Annotated in this window: 20 protein-coding genes; 7 read left to right on the plus strand and 13 right to left on the minus strand. The window is 58.5% G+C overall.

Features of this window, described 5'->3' with window-relative positions; translation table 11 throughout:
• Window positions 1-407 precede the first annotated feature (407 nt).
• Window positions 408-1,169 (minus strand): hypothetical protein, encoded by a 762-nt coding sequence (locus LAP85_22575; GenBank protein ID MBZ5499193.1) that lies wholly within the window; start codon window positions 1,167-1,169, stop codon window positions 408-410.
• Between the two features lie 191 nt (window positions 1,170-1,360).
• Here LAP85_22575 and dusB point away from each other — a divergent pair, with 191 nt between their 5' ends.
• Window positions 1,361-2,332, plus strand: coding sequence for a tRNA dihydrouridine synthase DusB (dusB, locus tag LAP85_22580; GenBank protein MBZ5499194.1), 972 nt, complete (start codon window positions 1,361-1,363; stop codon window positions 2,330-2,332).
• A 75-nt stretch (window positions 2,333-2,407) separates the two neighbouring features.
• Here dusB and tatC read toward each other — a convergent pair whose 3' ends face one another.
• Together tatC and tatA are read right to left on the minus strand one after the other, a co-directional pair.
• Window positions 2,408-3,205 (minus strand): twin-arginine translocase subunit TatC, encoded by a 798-nt coding sequence (gene tatC, locus LAP85_22585; GenBank protein MBZ5499195.1) that lies wholly within the window; start codon window positions 3,203-3,205, stop codon window positions 2,408-2,410.
• Window positions 3,202-3,438 carry a twin-arginine translocase TatA/TatE family subunit gene (gene tatA, locus LAP85_22590; GenBank protein ID MBZ5499196.1) on the minus strand — a complete coding sequence of 79 codons (237 nt, stop codon included), beginning with the start codon at window positions 3,436-3,438 and terminating at the stop codon, window positions 3,202-3,204. Before tatA ends, tatC begins: the two co-directional genes overlap by 4 nt.
• Before the next feature lie 213 nt (window positions 3,439-3,651).
• Here tatA and LAP85_22595 point away from each other — a divergent pair, with 213 nt between their 5' ends.
• From LAP85_22595 to LAP85_22610, 4 genes are all read left to right on the plus strand, one after another.
• Entirely contained in the window at window positions 3,652-5,334 is a 1,683-nt protein-coding gene (locus LAP85_22595; protein MBZ5499197.1) for a S41 family peptidase, read from the plus strand.
• A gap of 19 nt (window positions 5,335-5,353) precedes the next feature.
• Window positions 5,354-7,237: a LysM peptidoglycan-binding domain-containing protein gene (locus LAP85_22600; GenBank protein ID MBZ5499198.1), complete on the plus strand. Its 1,884-nt coding sequence runs from the start codon at window positions 5,354-5,356 to the stop codon at window positions 7,235-7,237.
• A gap of 167 nt (window positions 7,238-7,404) precedes the next feature.
• Window positions 7,405-8,715 (plus strand): ABC transporter permease, encoded by a 1,311-nt coding sequence (locus LAP85_22605; protein ID MBZ5499199.1) that lies wholly within the window; start codon window positions 7,405-7,407, stop codon window positions 8,713-8,715.
• A 3-nt stretch (window positions 8,716-8,718) separates the two neighbouring features.
• The gene (locus LAP85_22610; GenBank protein MBZ5499200.1) at window positions 8,719-9,966 is read left to right on the plus strand and encodes an ABC transporter permease; all 1,248 of its coding nucleotides are present in this window, start codon (window positions 8,719-8,721) and stop codon (window positions 9,964-9,966) included.
• Here the strand turns inward: LAP85_22610 and recQ are convergent.
• The 8 genes from recQ to LAP85_22650 all read right to left on the minus strand — a co-directional run bounded on the left by recQ (window position 9,957) and on the right by LAP85_22650 (window position 18,687).
• Entirely contained in the window at window positions 9,957-11,777 is a 1,821-nt protein-coding gene (recQ, locus tag LAP85_22615) for a DNA helicase RecQ (GenBank protein MBZ5499201.1), read from the minus strand. The genes LAP85_22610 and recQ overlap by 10 nt on opposite strands.
• A gap of 526 nt (window positions 11,778-12,303) precedes the next feature.
• On the minus strand, window positions 12,304-12,720 hold the full coding sequence (locus LAP85_22620) for a DUF59 domain-containing protein (protein ID MBZ5499202.1): 417 nt from the start codon (window positions 12,718-12,720) through the stop codon (window positions 12,304-12,306).
• Between the two features lie 5 nt (window positions 12,721-12,725).
• Window positions 12,726-13,178, minus strand: a complete 453-nt coding sequence (locus LAP85_22625; GenBank protein MBZ5499203.1) for an SUF system NifU family Fe-S cluster assembly protein — start codon at window positions 13,176-13,178, stop codon at window positions 12,726-12,728.
• Window positions 13,178-14,437, minus strand: a complete 1,260-nt coding sequence (locus LAP85_22630) for a cysteine desulfurase (GenBank protein MBZ5499204.1) — start codon at window positions 14,435-14,437, stop codon at window positions 13,178-13,180. Before LAP85_22630 ends, LAP85_22625 begins: the two co-directional genes overlap by 1 nt.
• Before the next feature lie 20 nt (window positions 14,438-14,457).
• Entirely contained in the window at window positions 14,458-15,792 is a 1,335-nt protein-coding gene (gene sufD / locus LAP85_22635) for a Fe-S cluster assembly protein SufD (protein ID MBZ5499205.1), read from the minus strand.
• Between the two features lie 76 nt (window positions 15,793-15,868).
• Window positions 15,869-16,633 (minus strand): Fe-S cluster assembly ATPase SufC, encoded by a 765-nt coding sequence (gene sufC, locus LAP85_22640; GenBank protein MBZ5499206.1) that lies wholly within the window; start codon window positions 16,631-16,633, stop codon window positions 15,869-15,871.
• A 110-nt stretch (window positions 16,634-16,743) separates the two neighbouring features.
• Window positions 16,744-18,189, minus strand: a complete 1,446-nt coding sequence (gene sufB, locus LAP85_22645; protein MBZ5499207.1) for a Fe-S cluster assembly protein SufB — start codon at window positions 18,187-18,189, stop codon at window positions 16,744-16,746.
• Window positions 18,190-18,222: 33 nt separating this feature from the next.
• On the minus strand, window positions 18,223-18,687 hold the full coding sequence (locus LAP85_22650) for an SUF system Fe-S cluster assembly regulator (protein ID MBZ5499208.1): 465 nt from the start codon (window positions 18,685-18,687) through the stop codon (window positions 18,223-18,225).
• Window positions 18,688-18,915: 228 nt separating this feature from the next.
• Between LAP85_22650 and trpS the strand changes: the two genes are divergently transcribed.
• Window positions 18,916-19,938: a tryptophan--tRNA ligase gene (gene trpS, locus LAP85_22655; protein ID MBZ5499209.1), complete on the plus strand. Its 1,023-nt coding sequence runs from the start codon at window positions 18,916-18,918 to the stop codon at window positions 19,936-19,938.
• 263 nt (window positions 19,939-20,201) lie between these two features.
• On the opposite strand, the gene LAP85_22660 is transcribed toward trpS, so the two are convergent.
• Window positions 20,202-21,611, minus strand: coding sequence for an aminopeptidase P family protein (locus LAP85_22660; GenBank protein ID MBZ5499210.1), 1,410 nt, complete (start codon window positions 21,609-21,611; stop codon window positions 20,202-20,204).
• Between the two features lie 438 nt (window positions 21,612-22,049).
• Here LAP85_22660 and LAP85_22665 point away from each other — a divergent pair, with 438 nt between their 5' ends.
• On the plus strand, window positions 22,050-23,105 hold the full coding sequence (locus tag LAP85_22665) for a PLP-dependent cysteine synthase family protein (GenBank protein MBZ5499211.1): 1,056 nt from the start codon (window positions 22,050-22,052) through the stop codon (window positions 23,103-23,105).
• Between the two features lie 91 nt (window positions 23,106-23,196).
• Here LAP85_22665 and LAP85_22670 read toward each other — a convergent pair whose 3' ends face one another.
• Window positions 23,197-25,587, minus strand: coding sequence for an EAL domain-containing protein (locus LAP85_22670; protein MBZ5499212.1), 2,391 nt, complete (start codon window positions 25,585-25,587; stop codon window positions 23,197-23,199).
• Window positions 25,588-25,725 lie beyond the last annotated feature (138 nt).

Here is a 25,725-nt window from a genome sequence, read left to right on the forward strand (position 1 = left end):
CCCTTTGAGGTTCTGGAGGTCTTCGCGTTGGTTAATGTCGCTTATTTGCCAAGCTCAGTCTCGAACCAATTCGGCATCGCTTAGGAATTCCCTGGCATCGCGGGAAGGGACCGCGAAAAACTCCTCTCCGACACGATTCGGTTCCGAGACCGAGCTTGGATCACGGGAAATTACCACTGAATACTATGCATTTCGCATGCCAACCCCGGCTACGCCCATATTGTCGGTCTGAAATGCCTCATTTACTGAAGCTTATCACCATTCTTCTCCTTCTCCTCAACCAGCAGATCAGTCCCGCAAATTCAAATAGTTGAATTCGGTGTCGAGATTTTTTGAACCAAACTGTGAATTCGGTGACGGGATACCTATTTCCTGATTTCATTTGTGGCACCTGCTGTCGCAAGATCTTAATCGGGGATGATTTCGTCGAGGTGGGTGGTCAGGAGATGGCCGAGCTCGAACAGGCGGCAGAAGCCATTGCGAAGCTTCAATTGGAGGTCGGGCGTCTGATCTTCTTCTTTGAATCGGGTAGCGATCTGCTGAACCTGGTCCTTCAGTGCGACATCCGACAGAGTGACAAAAAGCTGCATCATTTCCACCAGGCGGTAAAGCGCATTCAGCAGATGATCCACGTCGGTGCCGGCGCGGCCGGAAGCGGCAGCGAACCGCTCCTCCACCTGCCTGATGGCGTCGGTTGCCGGTGATCCTCCACCCAGAACGAGTGTCATCAGGCTGAGCAGCGGGAAGGCCGCGCGCAGGGCCGCCGCGGAACGTGCGAGCTGGCAGGCCTGCTGGACCCGCGCGCGCACCTGTTCGTCGACGCCCCGGATGAGACTTTCGGCAGAATCGTTGCCGGCAGAAAACTGGTGGCACAGTGTGTTCATGTGGTTATACAGCGCGAAGGTGGCATTGACCAGGCGATCATCAAATATCTCGGCCTTGCGCGAACCTTCCTGGAAGGTTTCCAGCCGCTCCAGAATCAGGCTTCTGAGTCTGCGATCACGGTCAAGCGACAGCGACAGAAACCCGAACAATTCCGCAGCGTGGTAGGAGGCGACCACGATCTGAGCCTCGACATCACCCTCGTGCTCGGCAAACTGCTCGAGGTAGCGGCGCCACAACTGCATCAGGTATTCGCCTGACTTGCCCTGTCCGGGTGGGTAGACCATGGGCTTAATTATTCATCACGGGGTGCTGCGGCACAACTCATAGTGCTGAGTCATGAGCGATGAGTACTGAGTCATGATTCATGAGACCGCGATCATGAGTGATCAGTACTGAGTGGCCGATGGCCGAGCCTTCGTCGGCATATCGCATTTCTCGATTACTCATCACTCAGTACTGCTATAATGTCTTGCCCATGTTCAAGATCCGAGACATTGCAATCGATCCGCCCCTGGTGCTTGCCCCAATCGCCGGGCACACGGATTCCCTTTTCCGCCAGGCAATCAAGTCGTTGGGAGGCTGCGGTCTGGTCGTTTCCGAACTGGTCAGTACCGAGGGGATGACTCGCAACCAGGACCGGGCCTTCCACCTGACCCACTTTGAAGATTGCGAGCGCCCGGTTGCGATCCAGATTTTTGGTTCCGATCCGATTCGGATGGCGGAGTCGGCGGCGATGGTGCAGGAAATGGGCGCCGACATCGTCGATCTCAACATCGGGTGCCCGGTCAAGAAAGTAGTAAAGCAGGGGGGAGGCAGCAATCTCCTGCGCGATCTCCCGCTGCTCGAGAGGATTTTCAGGGCCGTCCGCGAGGCCACGAGGATCCCGCTCACCGCCAAGATCCGCATCGGTTGGGACCGGAGCAGCATCAATGCGGTCGAAGTCCTGAAGCTCGCGGAAGGTTGCGGCCTCGAAGCCCTGACCGTGCACGGCCGGGTGCGCTGCGACCTGTTCGCGGGTCAGGCCGACTGGTCGGTGATTGCCCGCGTCAAGGAAGCAGCCGTCATCCCGGTCATCGGGAACGGAGATGTCTTCCAGCCTGACGATGCCGGACGCATGTTCCGTGAAACCGGGGTGGACGGGGTGATGATCGGGCGCGGTGTCCTGAGCAATCCCTGGCTGATACGCCAGTGCTACGACTTTCTGTCCGGGATTGCCCTACGCAAGATCAGCTTGCAGGAAAAGGCTGATTTCATGCTTTCCTTCCTCCTGCGTTCCGCGCAGGGCCTGCCCCCGGCCGTCGCAGTCGGAAAAATGAAGCGAATGGGCGGATATCTCTCGAAGGGCATTCCCGGCGGTGCAGGCCTGCGTGCCGGGATCCACTCAGCACGGACATGCGAGGAAATCCTCGATCTGATCAGGGACCACTTCTCGAAAAATTCATTTTGACTGAGACCCCAACGCAGTGGGCGCGGACGTCAGAGGTCTCTGCGTTCTCAGCGGCCTCTGCGTTGATCTTTGGCGTTACGCGGAATTTTCGCGCTTCTTGCGGCGCCAGCCGAAGAGTGCGGCAACGCCAATGCTGAGGAGGTAGAGGACGATCATCGGCGCCGACCAGATCATGAGGTTGAAGGCATCACCGGTTGGCGACAGCACAGCCGCGAGGGCAACCATTCCAACAATCGAATACTTGAACTTGCTCCACAGGAAATGGGCGGACACCAGTCCCCAAATGGACAGAAAGGCCACGATTACAGGCATCTCGAAGATCAAACCAAAGCCCAGGAGCATCATCAGCGTCAGGTCATAGTACTCGGTAATCGTGATCATGGGGGTGAAATCGGCTCCGAATCCGATGAGAAACCGGTAAGCCTGAGGAAGGACGTAAGCGTAGCAGAAGGTCGCGCCGGCCGCAAAAAGAACCACCGAGGAAACCATGAACGGAACCACATATCTCTTTTCGCGCCTGTAAAGACCGGGGGAGATGAACTTCCAGACCTCGTAGAGTGAAAACGGAATCGTCAGAAAGATGCCCGTGACGAATGCGATCTTCATGTAAAGGACAAACGCTTCGGTCGGGTTTGTGAAGACGAGGTTGACGCCGGGCGGGAGCTGTTCGCGAAGCGGCTTATCGAGGAAGTGGAAGATCGCCTTTGAGAAATACCAGGATGCTATAAACCCAATACCGAGGTAGGCGATGATCCGGACGAGGCGCTTCCTAAGCTCATCCAGGTGCTCCAGGAACGACATCTTGCCGGACTCTTCTTCTTCCGGCTCGGGCTGGCCAGTCTCGCTTTCCAGCTCTGTTGTGGCGTCCTTCATTGAATTTCTTTGGAACCGACAGAGGAGTCTTTAAGGAGTTCTTTCATCGCTTCCTTTTCCTTATCCAGCCGGACTTCCTCTTCCCAAGTTTGCTTCAGATCGTTGGAGGCTTTTTTGAACTCCTGGAGTCCTTTCCCGAGAGACTTCCCGATCTCAGGCAGTTTTCGCGGCCCAAAGATGATAAGAGCCAGAACGAAAATGACGATAATCTCTTGCATTCCCAAGGAGCCCATGTTCTTACCTGCTTTCTGACGCTCGCGTCCCGAGCTGCTCAATGGTATGAGTCTAATTTAGGGTCAACATCAAGTCAAGCAATGGAACCAGCAGCGCCGATAAGGTATCTGGGGTCCGACGTCTGAGGCCTGAAGCATCTGCCCTTGCTCGCCCCCAGGCCCCATGTTATACTCGACTAGTTTTGCTATTGGTTGATTTGGAGCCATCCCGTTATGAAGCATAGATTTGCAGCCTTTGTGATCCTCGTGGTACTGACGTCCTCCCTCGCCGGCGGGCTTTTCAGTGGGAGGGTTGCGGCGGGTTCCGCACCTGCACCGCAGAACGCCAACAATGAGTTCCTGCGCGAGTTCACAGAAGCAGTTGACGTCATTCAGAAAAACCATGTCGACAACATCGGCGCCGACAAGCTGATTTACAGCGCGATCAAAGGCATGCTCCGCACGTTGGATCCGCATTCCAGTTTCTTCGATCCGAAGGAGTTTGCGCGCCTCCGGGAAGAGCAGCACAGCAAATACTACGGGTTGGGAATACGCGTCCGGGCCCTTATCCCGAGGGGTGACGCTCGCGGCCGGGTTGTGATCGTTGAGCCCCCTGCCGCCGGCTCTCCTGCCCAGAAGCGGGGCCTGCACGCCGGCGACGTGATCACCAGAGTCAACGGTGAAAGTATCGACGACTGGACCCAGGATGAGGTGGTGGATCACTTGCGTGGCCCGCGCGGGACAACGGTGGATGTCACGATCGAGCGGCCGGGGGTCCGCGCTCCTCTGCAGTTCAAGGTCGAGCGCGACGAGATCCCCATCATCACGGTTCCCTACGCGTTCGAGGTCAAACCGGGCGTGGGGTATATCAAGATCGATCGCTTTTCCGAGTCGACGGCCGATGAGTTGAAAAAGAAACTGGACAAACTGGAGGCAAGCAAGCTTTCCGGCCTGATTCTGGACTTGCGTGACAACCCGGGTGGCCTGCTCAACCAGGCTATTGATGTCACGGATTTCTTTGTGCGCAAGAGCGAACTGATCGTATCGACCAAGGGTCGCCTGGCGAGCTCGGCCCACCAATATACGGCTCCCAGCCTGGAAAAGATCCAGGTCCCGCTGGTCGTGCTGATCAACAAGCACAGCGCGAGTGCCTCCGAAATCGTGGCCGGCGCATTGCAGGATCACGACCGGGGGCTCATCGTGGGTGAAACCAGCTTCGGGAAAGGCCTGGTTCAATCCGTCTACAACATGGAAAACAATACGGGAATGGCCCTGACTACGGCGAGGTACTACACTCCCAGCGGGCGCCTGATCCAGCGCGATTATCAGGATTCAGCCTTCGACTATTACAACCTTCCCGATGCCCCCGGCAACGAGAACCGAGAGCGCGAGGTGAAGACCACCGACAGCGGTCGCCAGGTGCTTGGCGGCGGCGGCATCACCCCGGACGTGAAGGTGTCGTTGCGCGAACTCAATCATTTCGAAGCCCTGCTCAGTTCAAAGTATGTCTTTTTCGATTACGCACGCCGCCTTGCCTCGGGGCAGGTGCCGGCGGCCAGCAATTTTCGCCTGCCTGTCAAGAACGACGAGGTAAAAACCCCCTCACAACGAGAAGACGCGGCGTCGGCCTCCAAATTCGAAGTGACCGACGCGATGCTCGATGATTTCGAGGAATACCTGCGCAGTCAAAAGGTGGAGTTCACCGATCAGGACATCAAGGACAATATCGACTTCATCAAGCGACACATCAAGCAGGAAGTCTTTAATACCGCCTTCGGGCTCGAAGAGGGCTGGAGGGTGGCAATCCAGGGTGACACGCAAGTCATGAAGGCCCTGGATATGATGCCCGAAGCAAAGGTACTGATGACGACCGGACGCTTGACTTCGACCGCCCAAGTCCAGGAAATCAAAAAGTAGCCGGTCCGACTGCAAAACCATGAAGCGCCTTCTGCCTGTTCACGCTTTCGCTGGACTGTGCGCGTTTTTTGCGCCTGCGCTGGTTCTCTGCCAGCCTCAAAGCGTGATCCTCGGGGCAGCCACCTCGCTCGCAGACGGCAAGAATGCAAGCAATATCGCCGCGCAGCTGCCCGACGATCCGGACATCCCCCCCAAGATGCTCGACCTCATGCGCAGCTGCGAGACGCGCTATCTCGACGGATCGAGCCTGATCAAGGCCGGTGATTCCGCGAAAGCCCGGCTCGCGTTTGATGAGGCAGTCGACCTGCTCCTGAGATCCGAGTGGGAGATCACTTCCACCCCGGTGCTCAACCGCTATTTTCAGGATCTCATTCAGCGCATTCAGCGGGATGAGTCACGCTATCTCCGGCCCGAGGAGGACACCGGGGAAAAGCCGGAGCGCGCAGTCGTCGATGAACTCGAAAAGTTGGATCTGATCCCGATTCAGGTCGACCCGTCGCTCAAAGACGCCGTGGATGCCGACATCCTGAACACCAAGTACGACATCCCCATCCGGGTCAATGAAAGTGTCTACAAGGCACTCAATTTCTGGGTCAGCCACGGCCGCAAATTCTTCATCGATGGGATGACACGCTCGGGCCGGTACCAGGAGATGATCGAGCGGGTCTTCCGTGAGGAATCGGTGCCTCGCGATTTGATGTACCTTGCGCAGGTCGAGAGTCTTTTCATGCCCAATGCCCTGTCGCGCGCTTTGGCCAGGGGAATCTGGCAGTTTACCAAGGGAACGGCAACCCGGTATGGGCTGAAGGTCAACAAATACATCGACGAGCGCTCGGACCCGGAGAAGTCTACGCGCGCGGCCGCACGCTATCTCAACGACCTCTACGCCATGTTCAACGACTGGAACCTTGTGCTGGCGGCGTACAACTGGGGCGAGGGAGCGGTTCAGCGGCTGGTCGACAGGAGCGGTCTTAGCGACTTCTGGCAATTGGCGGATCTGAAGCGGAAGATGCCCGCGGAGACCAAAAACCATGTTCCCCTGATCATGGCGAGCATAATTCTGGCGCGTAACCCGGAAAAATACGGCCTCCCCATCGAAATGGACCCCCCGCTCCGCTACGACCAGGTGCAGATCCCGAAGCGCGTCAATTTGAAGGCGGTGGCCAAGGCTCTGGACGTGCAGGTCGACGTGTTGACCAGGCTCAATCCGGCGCTGAAGAGCTACAATACTCCGCCTGACAACCCGGATTTCGTGCTTAATGTGCCGCTGGGGATGGGCGAGAGCTTCAGCGAGAAGCTGGCGGCTTTGTCCTCCGGCGATCTCAAAGTGGATCCTGAGTTCAGTGGCCGCCACAGGGTCAAGCCAGGGGAGACTCTAACGGCAATTGCCTCACAATACGGGGTTTCGGTTGACGAACTCCAGGTAGCCAACAACATCGCGTCTCCTAAGCTGCTGCGCGCCGGAGCCTGGCTGCTGGTTCCCACAACCAGTGCAGCCGCCCGATCGGCCGGGAGGCCGGCACGATCCGCAGCGTTCAGCGGCAGCTATCAGGTGCAGCCGGGGGAAACACTGTCGGAGATCGCAAAGCGATACTCCGTCCCGGTCGCCTCGCTCGAGAAAGCAAACGGCATTAAATCTGCCGAGTCGCTGCGCGCCGGGGCCTTGCTCAAAGTGCCTTCGACGCCGGCAGTTAGTGAATCCGCTTCAAAGGCTGGTGAAGACCGCCGGCACGTGGTCAAGCCCGGCGAAACTCTGAGTTCGATTGCCGCCATTTATGGCATCACCGTTGCTGCTCTTCAGAAAGCGAACGGCATCCGCTCGCCCAAATCCCTGCAAGTCGGTGCAATGCTTCAGATCCCTCCCCCGGCGACCCAGAGGGCCTCGATTTCGAAGAAAGGTTAGCATCCCGACGAACTGAGTCGCATAAAATCTCAAGGCAGAAGGCGCCGAGAGCGCTGAGAAGATGGAACGAAATTCGCGCTCTGCGGGATCTGCGCCCTTTGCTTTGATCTGTCGGGCACGTAATGATTTCCAGAACCTTGGACCCCGTTTATTCGTATCAATGAATCATGAATGCGACCTATAACGAACTTAACGCTCCCATGTTGACAGCCCAGGTTCTCGCACCGTCTGCGCCTCGCGTCCGACGACCGCTCGTGACCGTCTGGGAAGCGTTTGTCATCGCTGCTGACTCGATCTGGTCCCACAAGCTCCGGTCGGTGCTCACGCTCCTGGGAATCATCATCGGCGTAGCATCGGTTGTTGCGGTGGGCGGCGCCATCGAAGGGCTCGGCTTTTACATCAAAGACCGCCTGACCTCCACGTTCGGAAGCAACACGTTTATCGTGGCCCGGATTGCCCGGGTAAACATGTCGGAGGAGGAATACGAGAAGGTGATCAAGCGCAACAAGCGGCTCTACCTGGACGACATGCGCGCCGTCGAGGAGCGCTGCGCTGACTGCGCGGCCATCAATACCAACATGAGCCGGACTGCCGACGCCAAGGCGGGAAACCGCACCTTCTACGACGCCAACATCAGAGGAGTAACCGAAGACGCCCCCAAGATTCAGGAACTGATTGTTGCAGAAGGCCGATTCATTTCATCGTTCGATACCCAGCACTCGAGGCCCGTGGCCGTGCTGGGAGAGGCGATTCGCAAGGAACTGTTCGGCCCTGTCGATGTCATGGGGAAACAGATCAGGATCGGCCCGGATTCCTTCAACGTCATCGGGGTGGAAAAGGAGAACGGCACATTCTTCGGCCAATCGCTGGATAACAACATCTACATCCCGTACACGGCGTTCATGAAGATATTCGCCCAACGCTCCGTCAACTTCCAGGTGAAGGCCCCATCAGAGGAGGACCTGGTATCTACACAGGATCAGGTGCGTGTGGTGCTGAGGTCGCGCCATAAGCTGCACCCGAACCAGGATGACGACTTCGACATCCTGGGGAGCGAGGCGATACAGAACGCCATCGGCCAGTTCACCGGAGCGATCGCCGCAGTGGTAACACCGATCACCCTGATTTCGCTGGTGGTCGGGGGGATCGTGGTCATGAATATCATGCTGGTGACGGTGACGGAACGGACTGTGGAAATTGGAATGCGGAAAGCGCTGGGAGCGCGGCGCCGCGATATCCTCTTGCAGTTTCTGATCGAATCCTCCCTGCTCGCTTCTCTCGGGGGTGCGCTCGGGCTGGTTCTCGCTTACGTGATCGCTGTCATCATCAGGGGCACGACACCGATCCCGATGACCATAACCATCGGCTATATTCTGCTCGCTCTCCTGGCCTCGGGGGGGATCGGGCTGATCTCAGGCATTTATCCGGCCCATCGGGCAGCAAAGCTTGATCCTATTGTCGCCCTTGCCAGAGAGTAAGGTATGAACGGCTTTCAGCAGAAAGAAAACGTGACCATGGCGTTGCAGACGCTGATGGCCCACAAATTCCGGTCGTTCCTGACGGTACTCGGAATCATCATCGGTGTGCTGACCGTCGTGGTCATCGCCTCGATACTCACCGGGATGCGTCAAAGCATCATCAGCATCGTCCAGGAGTTCGGTACCGACAACGTGTTTGCGTTCCATCTCGGCATGGGACCGCGCATTGGAGGCCGCCGGCCCAGAGACGAGATGATGCGCAAGCCCTTGACCGTCGCCGACGCGCTGGCTATCAAGGAGCAATGCGTGTCGGTGAAGGACGTCACCTGGCAGGGATTCCCGCGCCAGACCCAGGTCTCGATCAAATACCAGGGGAATGTCGCCCGCAATTTCTCGTTCACCGGTGTACCTGCCAATTATGCAGACGTTTCCAATACATCATTGATCAATGGGCGCTTCTTTACCGAAACCGAGGATTCTCACGGCGTCAATGTCGTTGTGCTCGGTCCCGACATCAAGGATGCCCTGTTCCCCCAGACCGATCCGATCGGTAAGCGGATATTGATCAATGGCCATCCATTTACCGTCCTGGGAATTACGGAGAAGAGCAAGGCGGGAGCGATGGGGGACAACTCGAGGGACTACGCTGTCCTCGTTCCCTACCGATCCATGATGAAAATGATGCCATGGGAGGATTGGAACTTCCTGCTAATCCAGGCGCAGGAGGGGAAGCTCTCCACCGCTCTTGACGAGGTCGAAAGCCTGTTGCGGCGTCGGCGCGGCGTGAAGCCCAACGAAGCGAACAACTTCGACCTCTCAACCGCGGACCGGTTGATCCAGCAGTTCGACGCCATCACGGCTTCGGTGGGGCTCATTGCCATTGCCATCTCGAGCATCGGCCTGCTGGTCGGCGGTATCGGGGTCATGAACATCATGCTGGTCTCGGTCACGGAAAGGACGAGAGAAATCGGGGTGCGCAAAGCCGTTGGCGCGACACGCCGGGACATCATCTTCCAGTTCCTCGTCGAGGCCATGACTCTGACGGGCGTGGGCGGCATCTTCGGCGTGGTCCTTGCGATAGCAACGAGTTACATAGTCATGGCTCTGGTACCGTCACTGCCGGCGAGCATTCCTCTGTGGGCGGTGATCACCGGCTTTGTCGTCTCGGTCACGATTGGACTGGTCTTCGGCGTCTGGCCTGCACGCAAAGCCGCCTACCTCGATCCCATCGACGCGCTCCGCTACGAATGATCCATGTCGAGGGAATTGGCTAGGCAGTAGTGGCGGATGGCGCTTAACATCGCTTCTCCGTACTGTTCGAGTTTCTTCTCCCCGACACCGGAGACACGCAGGAAAGCCGCGGACGTGGAAGGGCGCTTCCGGGCCATATCCCGCAGGGCGGCGTCACCGAAAACAATGTAAGCGGGCATGGCCCGCTCCTGCGCCAGTTTCCGGCGCAGCAGGCGCAGCTCATCGAACAACCCTCGATCGACACCTTCCCACGAATCCTTCGCCGGAGCAGGTTTGGGCGTCGGCTTCTTCTTTGCTGGTTCGAGCAAAAGCGGCTGCTCCTTGCCCTTAAGAACGCGCCGCCCCTTGTCGGTGAGCTTGAGCACCCCATACTCGCCGACCCGCTCTACGCATTCCTGCTCCACGAGCTGTTCGATCCAGTCTCTCACGGCGGATTTGCTTTCTTTGGAGAGAAGCCCATAGGTGCTCAGCTCGTCGTGGTGATTGGCCACAATCCGGTCTTCACGGGAACCTGTCAGCACGCCGGCGGTGTAATCCGCGCCGAAGCGCTCCCCCTGGCGCAGCACGCTCGACAGTATCTTCTGCGCCACCACCAGCGCGTCCGGAACCCCTTCGATCTCGCCGAGGCAGATATCGCATGCCTGGCAGCCCTGCTGGTCGAGATCCTGTCCGAAGTAGTTGATGATCGCCTTGTGACGGCAGGAAACTCCGCTGCAGTAACGGTACATCTGGCCAAGCTTGTGTGCGGCGATATCGTGCACCTGCGGTTCCGACTCCTCCAGAATGCGCTTCCAGGTCAGATAGTCGGCGCCGGAATAGAAAAGGAGGCACTCGGCATCCAGGCCATCGCGTCCGGCGCGGCCGCTCTCCTGCTGGTAGTGCTCAAGCGACTTGGGCATGCCGGCGTGGATGACGTATCGGACGTTGGACTTGTCGATGCCCATACCGAAGGCGACGGTGGCGACGATGATGTCGACTTTCTCATCAATAAAGGCGTTCTGGCTCTCTTTTCTTTCTTCGTCTGTCATGCCGGCGTGATAGGGCGCCACAATGTAGCCGCGATCGGTCAGCTGCCGGCTCATTTCGTCCACGTCGGCGCGCCGGATGCAATAGATGATCCCGGATTCGCCCCGATGACGCTCCAGCACGTCGCTGATTTGTCTGGACGAGTTGGCGCGGCGGCGGACGCGATAGAGGAGATTCGGCCGGTCGAACCTGCCGACAAATATCTCGGGGCGATCCAGACCCAACTGTTCCGCAATGTCGCGGCGCACGTGCTCCGTCGCCGTGGCGGTGTAGGCTCCGATGGGGATTCCCGGCAACGCATCCCTCAGGATGCGCAGCTGGCGGTACTCAGGCCTGAAGTCGTGGCCCCACATGCTGACGCAGTGCGCTTCGTCGACCGCGACCGAGGAAATGCCGCCGGCCTTGAGAAAATCGAGAAATCCTTCCATCATGAGTCGTTCCGGCGACACATAAAGAAGCTTCAGTTTGCAGCCTCGCAACCGGTTGTAGATCTCGATCTTATCGGCATTGGAGACGGTGCTGTCGAGACGGGCCGCCGGGATGCCGTTCTCGAGCAGCGCATCCACCTGGTCTTTCATCAGCGAAAGCAGCGGCGAGATGACGAGCGTCAGCCCGGGCAGGACCAGCGCCGGAGCCTGAAAACAAAGCGATTTCCCCCCGCCGGTAGGGAGGACCACGATCGAGTCGCGTCCTGAGCAGACGCTGGTCATGGCTTCTTTCTGGAGCGGCAGAAAGCCTTCAAACCCCCAGTATTTTCGCAATACCTCTTCCACACCCTCGGGCATTCGCTGACCTCAAAAACGACTCATCGCCATATGGCTGCCCGTCAGCCGGCAGTCACAACAGGCCTGCGCGCGCGATAGCGCTCACCGAGCCAACCCCGAAGCCAGGCGCACGGCATGACCATTATCACAGTGCCTCCCTTGGCTTTCACCATCAGTGTTTCAGAACGGGGCTGATTATTTCACTTTGATCGAAAACTGGAAAGCTAAAGCGCCGAGAATACAGATCTGAAAGCGCGGAGACGGCAGAATATCGGAGGTCCCTGCCCGCCGGACGAGGATCGATGCAACAACTGGGGTACTGTCTGTCATGCCCGGGTCCACCCACCTGCATGACAAACTCATGTATCTCTGGTTGGCGAGCGTCGGGATCGGGATCGCAATCGCTATCGGCTCTGGCCGGGTAAGGGTTCCGATTGCGATGCCGATTTGTCTGTTGCAGAACCGAAAATCCTCTGCGGCCTCTGCGCCCTCCGCGTTGAGGCTTTAGGTTGCGGATATTCCGCGACGTGTATTTCGTGGCCTGTTTCTAGAAGATGCCCAACTGGAGTTTGGCGGCTTCGGACATCATATCCGGGTTCCAGGGGGGATCCCAAACCAGCACCACCTTGGCACCGGAGACGCCCGGCACCAGCTGGACCTTGCCTTCGATTTCGGGCACGAGCGATCCGGCGACCGGGCAGCCCGGGGAGGTAAGAGTCATGCGCACCACGACCTTGCCGGCTGCGTCCACATCAACGTTGTAGACCAGCCCGAGCTCATAGATGTCGATGGGGATTTCGGGATCATAAACGGTGTGCAGGACCTCAATCACGGCCTGTTCGATTTCATCGGCGTTGAACACCCTCGCGGTTTTTTCCTCAATCGGAGCCGGCTCTGCCGCAGGAGCATCCGCCACGGGAACGGCATCCGGCTTTTTCCGCCCGAAAAGTCTGCGAAAATTCATAAGCATCACTCCGTCGCGACGGTTTCCTGGCTCCCCTCCAGAGCCGCGCGCATGGTGTGCCAGGCGAGGGTTGCGCACTTGACCCGGACGGGATATTCACGCACGCCGGAAAACACCGCGAGTTTGCCGAGGCCCGCGCTGTCGGCGTCTGCAGGACTCCTTCCGGTAACCAGATCGTGGAAGCGCTGAAAGATCTGCGCCACTTCGGTTTCAGACTTGCCTTTGAGGCTCTCGGTCATCATCGAAGCCGAAGCCGTCGAAATCGCGCAGCCGGACCCCTGGAAGGCGATGTCCCGAACAATCCCGTTTTCCATGCGGACGAAAACGGTCACTTTGTCTCCGCACAGGGGGTTGAACCCATCGGCATGCTTGTTCGCATCTTCGGGCCTGCGGAAGTTCCGCGGCCGCTTGTGGTGGTCGAGTATGACTTCCTGGTAGAGCTCGCGAAGGTCGGGCATCAGGCAAATACCTCGGATACTTTTCGAATTCCGGCCACCAGGACGTCGATCTCCTCGCGGGTATTGTAGAAGGCCAGCGAGGCTCGGGCCGTGGCCGGCAGGTTGAAGAAGTCCATCACCGGCTGGGCGCAGTGATGGCCCGTCCGGATGGCGATACCCTCCTGATCGAGGATGGTGCCGACATCATGCGGATGGACGCCGTCGACGACGAAAGAAAGCACGCCGGCCTTTTCCCTAGCAGTTCCGATCAGCCGCACACCGCCGAGGCCCGAGAACGCCTCCGTGGCGTACTGCAGCAGGTCGTGTTCGTATGCGGCGATCCGGTCCATGCCGATTTCCTGCAGGTAGTCAATCGCGGCGCCGAGAGCAATACCGGCCGCGATGCTCGGAGTGCCGGCTTCGAACTTGTAGGGGAGCCGGTTGTAAATGGTCTTCTCAAAAGTGACCGAGCTGATCATGTCGCCGCCGCCTTGATAAGGGGGCATGGCCTCGAGCAGGCGGGCTTTGCCGTAGAGCGCTCCGATGCCCGTGGGGCCGTACATCTTGTGGCCCGAGAAGGCGTAGAAGTCGCAGTCGAGCCCGGCCACATCCACTTTCGTATGCGGCACCGCCTGAGCCCCATCGATCAGCACCGGAAGGTTGCGCTGGTGGGCCAGGTCTATCATGCGGCGCACCGGGTTCACGGTCCCGAGAGCGTTCGACACGTGAGCAACGGACACGAGCCGCGTACGCGGTGTGAGCAGCGCTTCATATTCATCCAGCAGCAGTTCGCCGTGCCGGTTCATGGGGATAATCCGGAGGCGCGCGCCCTTTTCCTCGCAGATGATCTGCCACGGGACGATGTTGGAGTGGTGCTCCAGGGCGGAAATCAGAATTTCGTCTCCCGCCCCGAGGCGCGGCCGGGCGTAGCTCTGCGCCACCAGATTGATCGCCTCCGTCGCCCCGCGCACGAAGATGATCTCCTTGTCATCGGCAGCGTTGATGAAATGCCTGATCTTGGCCCGGCTGTCCTCGTAAGCCTTAGTCGCGCGTTCGCTGAGGAGATGTACCCCACGATGGATGTTGGAGCAGTCGTTGGTGTAAAACGCGACGAGTGCGTCGATGACCGCCTGGGGCTTCTGGGTCGTGGCGGCATTGTCCAGGTAGACGAGCGGCTTGCCGTAAACCTTCTGCCTCAGCGCGGGGAAGTCGCGGCGAATCCTCTCGACGTCGAACTCGAGGCGCTTTTCGCTCTGGTAAATCTCACCGGCGGTCTTCATAGCAGCACATCACCCCCTTTTCATCCCACTCCTTCGACTCTCGACATGCGCGCGAGCAGAGCCAGGTCGAGCTGGCACTGGAGAGGCTTGATCTTCACCGTTGCGATGATGTCGCTGGCAAATGCATAGGTCAGCAGGGCGCGGGCGGCTTCTTCGCCTATGCCCCGGCTGCGCAAATAAAAAAGTGCCTCGTCGCTCAGTCGGCCGATGGTCGCTCCGTGCGTGCACTTGACGTCATCGGCGAAAATCTCCAGCTGTGGCGTGGTATTGACCAGCGCGTCCTGCGACAGAAGAAGGTTCTTGTTGGTTTGCTTGGCGTTGGTCTTCTGCGCGTTCGGCCGAACCAGGATTTTTCCGTTGAAGACCCCGCTCGACTGGTCGTCGAGAATGCCTTTGTACATTTCCCGGCTGTTGCAGTGAGGCTTGGCGTGGTCGATGCCGGTGTGGTTGTCGACATGCTGGCGGCCCCTGGTGACGTACAGGCCGTTGAGGGACAGCTCGCCTCCCTCCCCGTTCATGACGGCGGTGATGTCGTTGCGCGTCAAGCTGCCGCCCATGGAGATCGAGTGGGAGGACACATCCGCATTCTCCTCCTGGAGCACATGAAGGGACGCCACGTGGTAAGCGTCATCGCTTTCACGCTGGAGCTTGTAGTGCGCGACGGCGGCGCCGTCTCCGGCAATGATCTCGGTCACGGCATTCGTGAAGTAGACTCCGCCTTGCGGTCCGATATAGCTTTCGACCACACTCACCTGGCTGCCGCCGCCGACCACGACGAGATTTCTCGGATGGCTCACCGTCGCCTGCGCCTCCGAGGTGGAGACGAAAAGCAGATGGATGATCTTTTTCAGGATCGTTTCCGGAGGAAGGTAGATGAAGCCGCCGTCGAGCATGAATGCCGTGTTGAGCGCCACGAAGGCGTTCTTCCTGCAGCTTGCGTGGCGGGCGAGATATGGCTCCACTTTCTTGGGTTCAGATTGCAGCACCGCAGCCAGGCTCCCGGTTCTCACCCCTTTGGGCAGAGCCCCCGGCGTGGAAAGATCAGGTGAGTAAAAGCCGTTTACGAAGACCAGATTGCTGCAGTCGATGTCGCTGAAGATGAAATTGCCCAACTTCCCCGCGGTGATGCCGTTCGTTCCCGGCCTCGACAGCTTGAACGAGGCGCCGGCGATCTCAGCGACGTTGGTGTGGCGCCATTCTTCGTCGCGTGTGGTTGGAAATCCCGACTCGGCAAAGCACCCGGCGGCCTCTTTGCGGATGGCAACCAGCCACGGATAGCTCTTCCCAGCCGCGGCTTTCTCAAACCGGGCAAAATCCGACAGGTAGGCGTTCAGTTCCCCTTTGATCTCGATCATTCCGCCCTTTCAGCAACCAGGAAACACGCGAACACACGAAACCTTTTTTGCGTGCGCTGAGCGGTTTCATTCAGTCTCATTTCGCAACCGCCTGCTTATTCTCTTCCTCGATCCAGCCGTAGCCTTTCTCCTCGAGCTCGAGTGCCAGCTCCTTGCCACCGGTCTTGACGATCCGTCCGTCCACGAGCACATGAACCTGGTCGGGGACGATGTAGTTGAGGAGCCGCTGATAATGGGTCACCAGGAGAATCGCCCGGTCTGCGCCGCGCAGGGTGTTGACGCCGTGAGCGACGATTCTGAGCGCATCGATGTCCAGTCCGGAATCGGTCTCGTCGAGGATGGCCAGTCTCGGCTCCATCACGGCCATCTGGAAAATCTCGTTGCGTTTCTTCTCCCCGCCGGAGAATCCTTCATTCACGGCGCGGTTGATCAGGCTCTCCTCCATCTCCACCAGCTTCATCTTGTCCTTGGCCAGCAGGAGAAAATCCATGGCGTCGAGCTCTTCTAGCCCCCGATGCTTCCGGACGGCATTCAGCGCCGTCTTCAGGAAGTACATGTTGCTCACTCCGGGTATCTCGACCGGATACTGAAAGCCAAGAAAGATTCCTTCTCTGGCGCGCACTTCCGGCAGCATCTCCAAGAGATTTCTGCCGTCGTAATAGACCTCGCCTTCGGTTACGACATAGCCGTCGCGCCCGGCGAGCACGTTGGCGAGAGTGCTCTTGCCCGAGCCGTTCGGTCCCATGAGGGCGTGGACCTCGCCCGCGGTGATTTTGAGGTTGATTCCGTGCAGGATCTCGTTCCCCTCAACTCTGGCGTGTAAGTTTTTGATCTCCAGCATTGTTCCTCTCAGGGGCAAAAAGAAAATACTCCTGCTTTCCAGCTTGAGCGCAGCCCATCACAACGGAACGGATTCAAAGGCCGAAAAACAGGAATGTCGCTCGGTGCCGATTATCCGACACTCCCCTCCAGACTCACCCCCAGCAGCTTCTGGGCTTCGACGGCGAACTCCATGGGCAGCTCGCGAAATACCTCCTTGCAAAAACCGTTGACGATCATCGAAACCGCGGCTTCGGCATCGATGCCTCGCTGCTGGCAGTAGAAGATCTGGTCTTCACCGATCTTCGAAGTGGAGGCCTCATGCTCCATCTGTGCCGTCGGGTTCTTCACTTCGATGTAGGGAAAGGTATGGGCCCCGCATTTGTCGCCGAGCAGGAGCGAATCGCAGCGCGAGTAGTTCCGGGCATTGGCCGCTCCTTTGAGGATTTTGACCATGCCGCGGTAAGTGTTCTGCCCATGGCCGGCAGATATACCTTTGGAGACGATCGTGCTTCGGGTGTTCTTGCCGATGTGGATCATCTTCGTACCCGTGTCCGCCTGCTGATAGTTGTTGGTCAGCGCGACGGAGTAGAACTCGCCGATCGAGTTGTCACCCATCAGGAGGCAGCTCGGATACTTCCAGGTGATCGCTGAGCCGGTCTCGACCTGGGTCCACGAAATCTTCGAATTCACCCCCAGGCACTTCCCGCGCTTGGTGACGAAATTGTAGATTCCCCCCTTGCCTTCCTTGTCCCCTGGATACCAGTTCTGCACGGTCGAATACTTGATGCGCGCATTATCCAGAGCCACCAGTTCCACCACGGCCGCATGCAGCTGATTCTCGTCTCGCATCGGGGCGGTGCAGCCCTCGAGGTAGCTGACGTAGGCGCCTTCGTCCGCAATGATCAAGGTGCGCTCGAACTGGCCCGTCGCCTTGGCATTGATGCGAAAGTAGGTGGACAGCTCCATCGGACAGCGCACCCCCCTCGGGACGTAACAGAAAGAACCATCTGAAAAAACCGCCGAGTTCAAAGTCGCGAAGAAATTGTCAGTGTAGGGAACCACGGTTCCTAGGTACTGCTGGACCAGGTCGGGATGATCCCGGACCGCATCGGAGAAAGAGCAGAAGATGATTCCCAATTCGGCCAGCTTTTCCTTGAACGTCGTCGCCACGGAAACGCTGTCGAAGACGGCGTCGACAGCCACACCGGAGAGTAATTCCCTCTCTTTCAAAGGAATTCCCAGCTTCTCGTAGGTTTCCAGCAACTGCGGATCCACCTCGTCCAGGCTCTTGGGCTTGGTCTTCTGCCTGGGGGCTGAATAGTAGCTGATGGCCTGGTAATCAATGGCAGGATAGTGAACGTTTGCCCACCCCGGCTCCTTCATGGTCAGCCAGTGCCGGTAAGATTTCAGGCGCCAGTCGAGCATGAACTCGGGCTCCTCCTTCTTGGCGGAGATCAGGCGGATCACGTCCTCATTCAGCCCGCATGGCACGGTATCGGAGTCGATCTCGGTTACGAAGCCGTACTTGTATTCCCGGCTCGCCAGCGCATTGATGTTGTCCGTGCTGCTGCTCATAAAGCTACTCCCAAGGTCGGGTGTTGCCTTCCGTCACAGAACCTGAAACAGGCCCGCCGGCGCAGAATCGGTGAGTTTCACTAAGTGTCGCCCTAACGGTTGCGTCATTTCCGCGAGCGTGATCTTCTCCAGCGCCTGATAGATGGCTTGGTTAATCAGGTGCCAGTTCGTGCGCACCGGACACCCGGTCTCCAGCCCGCAGTCGCCGCGAACGGTGTCGGTGCATTCCGTGACCGCGATCGGCCCTTCCAGTGCCCGGATGATCTCCGCGACTGTGATCAGTTCCGGCTTCCGGGCCAGGCCGTAGCCACCCTTGATTCCTCGGTGCGATCCGAGCAACCCGTTTCGTGCCAGCAGCTTGAGGATCTTGCTCACCACCGGCAAAGGCAGCCTGACCTCATTCGCAATATCCCGGGCATTGTAGGTGGCCGCGCTGTGCCCTGCGAGGTGCGTCAGGATGACAATCCCATAGTCAGCGAGCTTCGTAACCCTTAGCATAAGCTACTCACACCGTTAATCAGGACTATTATAGTCTTAAATACCCCAGCAGTATAAGAGCTATGCTCTTGCTTGTCAACGACCTGGGATGGATTTTATGGGGGGGTCGGATCTGCAAGATTCAAAACCGCTCGAGAGATCTTGACTACTGCAGACCCGACCTCCTTCCAGCCTGGTTTGATTCCCATTGCCAAGCGGGGTCAAGGCAAATAGAATGACTGGTTTTGGATGGGGAGAGGAGAACAGAAAGTGGTGCAATCAGTTTCCAGCAGGGGAAAGCCGGTGGTGCTCTCCGGGATTCAGCCTTCGGGCAATCTTCATCTCGGGAACTACTTCGGGGCGCTGCAGCAGTACCTGGAGTTCATGACCAAAGGGTACCGGTGTTACTATTTTCTGGCTAACTACCACGCACTCACTTCTTTGCGTGATCGCGACCGGATCCTTGAACTGACCCGGAGCGCCGCGCTCGACTATCTGGCGCTCGGTCTCGATCCGGAGCGCTGTGCCATCTACCGGCAGAGCGACCTGCCGGAAGTGTGCGAGCTGCAATGGATTCTCACGACCGTGACCCCGATGGGTCTGCTGGAGCGGGCGCACGCCTACAAAGACAAGGTGGCGCAAGGAATTCCGGCTGATCACGGGCTCTTTGCCTATCCGGTGCTCCAGGCAGCCGACATACTGATTGTGCGCGCCGACTTCGTCCCGGTCGGGCAGGATCAGAAGCAGCACATCGAGATTACACGCGACATCGCGCAGTACTTCAATACGGCCTACGGGGAAGTGCTCACGCTCCCGGAGCCTTATATACCTGACGCCGTGGCGGTGGTTCCTGGACGCGACGGACGCAAAATGTCCAAATCCTACAACAACACGATCGAGTTGTTCGCAAGCGAAGAGGACCTCCGCCGCCAGATCTGGTCGATCGTCACCGACTCGGCGACGGTCGCCGAGCCGAAGGATCCGGATCGAAGCGCGCTTTATGCCATCTTGAAACTTTTCTGTACTCCCGAGGAACAGGCGGAGTGGGCACATCGTTTCCGCAGCGGCGGGCTGAGCTATCGCGACGTCAAGCAGGCAATCTTCGATCACTTCATGCAGCTGCTCGGTCCTGCGCGCGCGCGCCGCAAGGAACTCGAGAGCCAGCCGGACTACGTTGAGGAGGTGCTGCGCCGCGGAGCCGAGCAGGCCCGGATGGTCGCGCACCCCCTCATGCAGGAGGTCCGCAACGCCGTCGGGGTCCGCAATCCCTGATTACAAAGAGCAACTGGGACTTCCGCGGCCTCAGCGTTCCGTTTCGAAAATAGGCAAGTCGGCATCGGAATCGCAATTGCTATCGCAATCGGAACTATTAGCCGGCAAAAGCCGATCGCGATCGCGATACCGATCCCGACGTTCGCCGACCAGAGATGCATGAGTTTTCCATGCGCGTGGGCGCGCCCCGGCGCATGAGAGACTGCCACGAGACACTTGGGATGCGCCTGAACCTCGCCGTGTCCCTGGCGGCTACGAGCCCTCTATTTCCTTCCCATCGCGGCTTCGACTTCGCCGATGGTCTTGGGGATGCCGGGACCCAGAACACGCGCGCCGGTCCCGGTAACCAGCACGTCATCCTCGATGCGGCAGCCGCCGAAAGCGCGGAAGGCTCCGAGTTTGTCGTACACGATGAAATCCTTGTGCTGTTTCTCCTCTGCCCAACGATCGATCAGTGCGGGGATGAAATAGATCCCGGGCTCGACGGTCAGTACGAATCCTTCTTCCAGAGGACGGCTCATGCGGAGGAAATTGAGACCGAACTGGGAGCTGCGTGCCTCGCCCTTCGGATACCCGACGATGTCGCCCAGGTCTTCCATATCGTGCACATCGAGACCCATCATGTGCCCGAGCCCATGAGGGAAGAACAGTGCGTGGGCGCCCGCTTCCACGGCGGAAGACGGGTTGCCCTTCATCAGTCCCAGGGAAATCATCCTCTCGGCCAGGATCCGGCAGGCCTGAAGGTGAACGTCCCGGTACCGGATGCCGGGCTTGATCGCTTCGATCGCGCCCAGCTGCATGCTCAGGACCGTTTCGTAAATATCCTTCTGCGCGGGGCTGAATCTGCCGCCGACCGGAAATGTGCGCGTGATGTCGGCCGCATAACCGTTGGGTGACTCGGCGCCCGAATCGTTGATCATGAGCTGGCCATCCTGGAGGATGTTGCCATAGGAGTGGTTGTGCAATACCTGGCCGCGCACCGTCACGATGGGCGGGAAGGCCATCTGGAAATCGGAGCGCAGAGCCACGGCCTGGATCTCGCCCGCGACCTCGTACTCGTAGATTCCCGGTCGTGCTACAGCCATGGCCCTGCGATGCATATGGTCGGTGACTCGGAGCGCATCCTCGATCTCCCGGATTTCGAGGTCGGTCTTCACGTTACGCTGGCGTGCCACCTCTTCCTTCAGACGTTGGGAAACACCGGCGGTGACGTCGGTCGGCTCGATGACGAGGAGCTCGGCAATCCGGAAAAGCGACGAGGCCTGGTAGGGGGGAAGGTAGTGGACCGTCAACCTCTGGCTCTGGGCCTTGGTCAGGTAGACACCCAGGCGGCCGATGTCTTCGAGCGTCTCGATGCCTGCCTGCCGTGCCATGTTCATCCGTTCCTGGCTGGCTCCGCTCCAGATGATGTCGTCCATCGTGGTCGGCCTCGAAAAGAGCACGTCGTAGTCCCGGTCAGGATAGGACAGAACCGCGAGATCCGGCTCGGCCAGCCCCGTGTAATATAGGAAATGTGAGTTCTGGCGAAACGGGTAGGCGTTATCCGTGTAGTTGCGGGGTTGCATCATGTGACCCAGCCAGAGGATCACGCCGCCTCCGACCGCTTCGCGCATCTTGTTGCGTCGTTCGCGATAGATCTCTGCACTCGGACCTGCAGCTTGTTTGTTGCTCATAATCGCTCCCTTCCTCCATTGAATGATGGCCTGGGTTTAATGCACTACCTTACCACCGGCGCGGCATTTAACCAACTTGGGAGTGTGGAGAAGACTCGCACGGGTTCGGATACGGTGTCGGTTCGAGCGACCGGCGGCGAGGGCACGTTCTCCTATGCGAACCCCTGCCGGCAGCCTGAGTCGAGCGATTTTTTTGCACGCTTTCCCGGCAATTCTGGGTTATTGTTTTGGGTCGCCGTCGAGCCGCCGGCTGCCGGGTATGCGTGCACCTGACGCGAGCGCAGTCAGGCCCTGATCCCGGAGCTTGTTTATTGCGGAGAGGACGGCTTGCCTCAAGCGGAATACAGGAGGATTCACAAAGTGAGTAGTGACCATCAGCGCCGGATTCGCGAATTGGCGCCCCTTATAGGCAATACCCCTCTGCTGGCAATTGAATTCATGTTCGGGGGCCAGAAACGCACCCTTTATGCCAAAGCCGAGAACCTGAACATGACAGGGAGCATCAAGGACCGGATGGCATTTTTTATTCTGCAGCAGGGTTATGCCCGGGGGCTCCTCAAGACCGGGGATCTCATCGCCGAGGCTACCAGCGGCAACACCGGCATTGCCTTTTGCGCCATCGGCAGGGCGTTGGGGCATCCTGCCGTCATCTTCATGCCGGACTGGATGAGCGCGGAACGGATCAACCTGATCAAGAGTCTGGGCGCGGAAATCGTCCTGATAAGCAAGGAACAAGGGGGATTCCTGGGCAGCATCCGCCGCTCTGAGGAATTGGCCGCATCAAGAAGCGATGTCTTCCTTCCCAGGCAGTTCTCGAACCAGGACAACATCGAAGCGCATTACCGGACCACAGGACCGGAGATCTGGTGGCAGTTGCGGTGGCATTCGCTTTACCCCGATGCCTTTGTAGCCGGCGTGGGAACCGGCGGGACCATTATGGGAGTCGGGCGTTTTCTCAGAGAGAAGCGGCCGGCGATAAGACTGTACCCCCTCGAGCCAGCCAATTCGCCGACCATGTCCACGGGCCACAAAGTCGGCAAGCATCGCATCCAGGGCATTTCCGACGAGTTCATCCCCCCGATCGTGAACCTGGATTCACTGGACAACGTGGTCGCCGTCGATGACGGTGACGCGATCCTGATGTCCCAGAAACTTGCTGCTGAACTCGGGCTCGGAGTTGGGATTTCCTCCGGAGCGAACTTCCTGGGCGCCCTCATGGTGCAGAACGACCTGGGCAAAGACGCGGTGGTCGTCACGGTTTTCTCCGACGACAACAAGAAATACCTCAGCACCGACCTCCTGCGCCAGGAGCGGGTGAAGGATGGCTTCCTCGCACCCGACATCAAGCTTCTGCGGGTTCATGCGTTCAAAAGGGTGTGCCAGACCTGTTGCAACCCGGAAGAATGCGCGGAGCTCATCTATCAGGGCATGGCGCAAGAGATACCTTCGCTCTCATGTCCCTTGAGGCAGCCGGCGACCCCTGCATCCGCTTGAAAAAGGCCTGAGAACAGAATCTCAACGCAGAGTGCGCCGAGGGCACCGGAGAGCTCAACAGGCCTCAGCGCAGCGCAGTCATCGATTATTGTCATTTCAAGGCGGCATCCGGGCGGAGCCTCGAGATGCTCTGAACGATGGCCCTGAGCTGGGATCGATTTTCCTCCTTACTGTTGGCCGCCGCTGATTTGAAGTGGTAGGTTTTGGGGCCGGCCTTAATCGTCAGCTGGTCGTCTTCCAGGAGATAGGAACACTCAGAGTACTTGAGATCAAAACTATCCTTCTCCTTTTCGGAAACAAAGGAAAGAGAGTTCTGGGAGATCTTCAAAATCCCCTGACAACTTCCCAGAAGATGATTGTGGAGAACCGAGTAACTGTATGAAACCGGTTTCTTTATTGGAGGTCTCGCCGAGACAGGCGGCTGGGTCGTAGTGGCATCGCGGGACAACGGACTTCGACTCTCCTGTGGGGCAGGATTCTCGTCGGTCTTTCCCGCGGCCGCCGTCTTGCCGGGTGTTTCTTCCGGGCCTTGCAGGAAGGGCGCAGAAGAATAGGCGACAGGTGGCAAGGTCAAACGGTCAAACCTGGCGAGCAGACCTCCCATCAGGAGCAGCACCAAGGCTGTCAGTCCTATGAACAGGAATCCCTTCTTCCGTGTAGACCATCCCTCTATCTGCTCGATCCGCGGTCCGTCCGCCCCGGGATGTGCGGCAAGAGGCACTGCAAGTTCCTCGAGGGGCGGGTCTGTCGTTGCAATGGTCTCAGGCTTCTCTTCTTTTTTATCAGCCTCCGCCCCCGGCACGTGAGACAGGCCCTCTCTCAACAGTGCCTCCGCCCGTTCTCTGTTGATTGCTTTGGAAAAGTAAAATCCTTGTCCATAGTCGCATTTGAAGGATCGGACCAGGTCCAGCTGTCCCGCGTTCTCAATGCCTTCGGCGATCACATGCAGGCCCAGTTGATGCGCCAAACTGCAAATGGTGCGGACGATCTCCAGACTGTCCTGGCTGGTTCCGAGACTGCGGATAAACGAATGACCGATTTTCAGAAAATCCACTGGGAATCGGCGCAGGTAGCTAAGCGAAGAATACCCCGTGCCAAAATCATCGATGCCGATTCGCGTCCCGGTGACGCGCAGTTTCATCAGCAAGCTGCTGGCTGCCTCAGGATTTTCCATCAGCACACCTTCCGTCAACTCCAGCATCAGGCTGGATGGATGGAGCTGGACATCACATAAAACCTCTCGAATCTCCTCGGACAGGGAGGGCTGCATGAATTGCTTGCTGGAGAAATTGACTGAAACCCACAGGTCTCCGGGAATCCTCGGGTCCTCCTGCCAGACTTTTAGCTGGCGGCAGGCTTCATGCAAAATCCATCGGCCCAGCGGAACGATGCATCCGGATCTTTCGGCGATTGGGATAAATTCCTGCGGCGAGATCATGCCCCATACGGGATGATTCCATCGCATGAGGGCTTCGAAACCGGCGATCCGACTCGTGGCCAGGGACACAATCGGCTGGTAGCAGACCGAAAGCTCCTGCCGTCCCAATGCACCCTGGAGATCGGCTTCCAGCTGAAGGTGTGATTGCGCAGAGTCGAGGATGGCTGTATCAAAGACTTCGCAACGCCCTTTTCCGAGTGACTTGGCCCTATACAGGGCGGTGTCTGCATCGCGCAGGGCCTCTTCAGCATGCCGGTACCCGGTAACGCTCAGTGCAATTCCGATGCTGGCCGTAAGGAAGACCTCACGGCCATCGAGTCCAAACGGGGCGGAGATCTCCTTGAGCAGACGCTCTGCGACAATTTTCGCCTCGCCGACCTCGTTCAGGCCCTCGAGCAAAATGATGAATTCATCCGCCTCGGAGTGCGCCACGACGTAACCGCGTCCCAGGCGGGCCACGCCGTCTCCGGCATGGAGAGAGGTTTCCAAACGCCGGGCTGCTGAGATCAGCAACAGATCGCCGGCCGCCGCTCCGATGCGCTCAATGAGAGCGTCAGACCGGTCAAGATCCAGGAGGAGGACGGCAAACAGGAAGTCATCGTGCCGTTTGGCGCGCTCGAGCGAACGAGTCAGGCGATCCAGAAGGAGGAGGCGGTTCGGGAGCCCGGTCAGCGCGTCAACCACTCTTTCCGGAGTGATGTCCGAATGGGAACCTGCGATTCGGAAAGGATGCCCGCTTTCATCGCGCGTGATCACGGCGCGGGAGCACATCCAACGGTAGGTCCCGTCTTTGTGCAGCATGCGGTGTTTATTTTCAAACTGAAGGGAGTCCCCAGCCACATGGGCGTCGATCCCCCGTTGAAGCTGTTTCAGGTCTTCAGGATGGACTCTCCGAAACCACTCGTCGGGAGTGTTGCCGACCTCGCATTCCTCACAACCCAGCAGGGAGGCCCACCGCGAAGAAAAGTGGATCCGGCCGGTCGTCAGATTCCAATCCCAAAGCCCGTCATTATCTATGCGGGCGGCCAAGTCGTATCGGTCCACGTTGGTGCAAGACCTCCCTCTGCATTCAGGGCATTTTCCCAACCGGGTTACGAGCCTAGGGCGGGCCCGGCTGTCTTACTTGCGACGGACACAAATAGACCTTCTCTTATCTGCTTTTCGGAAGGAATAGTGAGGAGA

The sequence above is a fragment of the Terriglobia bacterium genome (assembly GCA_020072565.1).
GTDB lineage: Bacteria > Acidobacteriota > UBA6911 > UBA6911 > UBA6911 > JAFNAG01.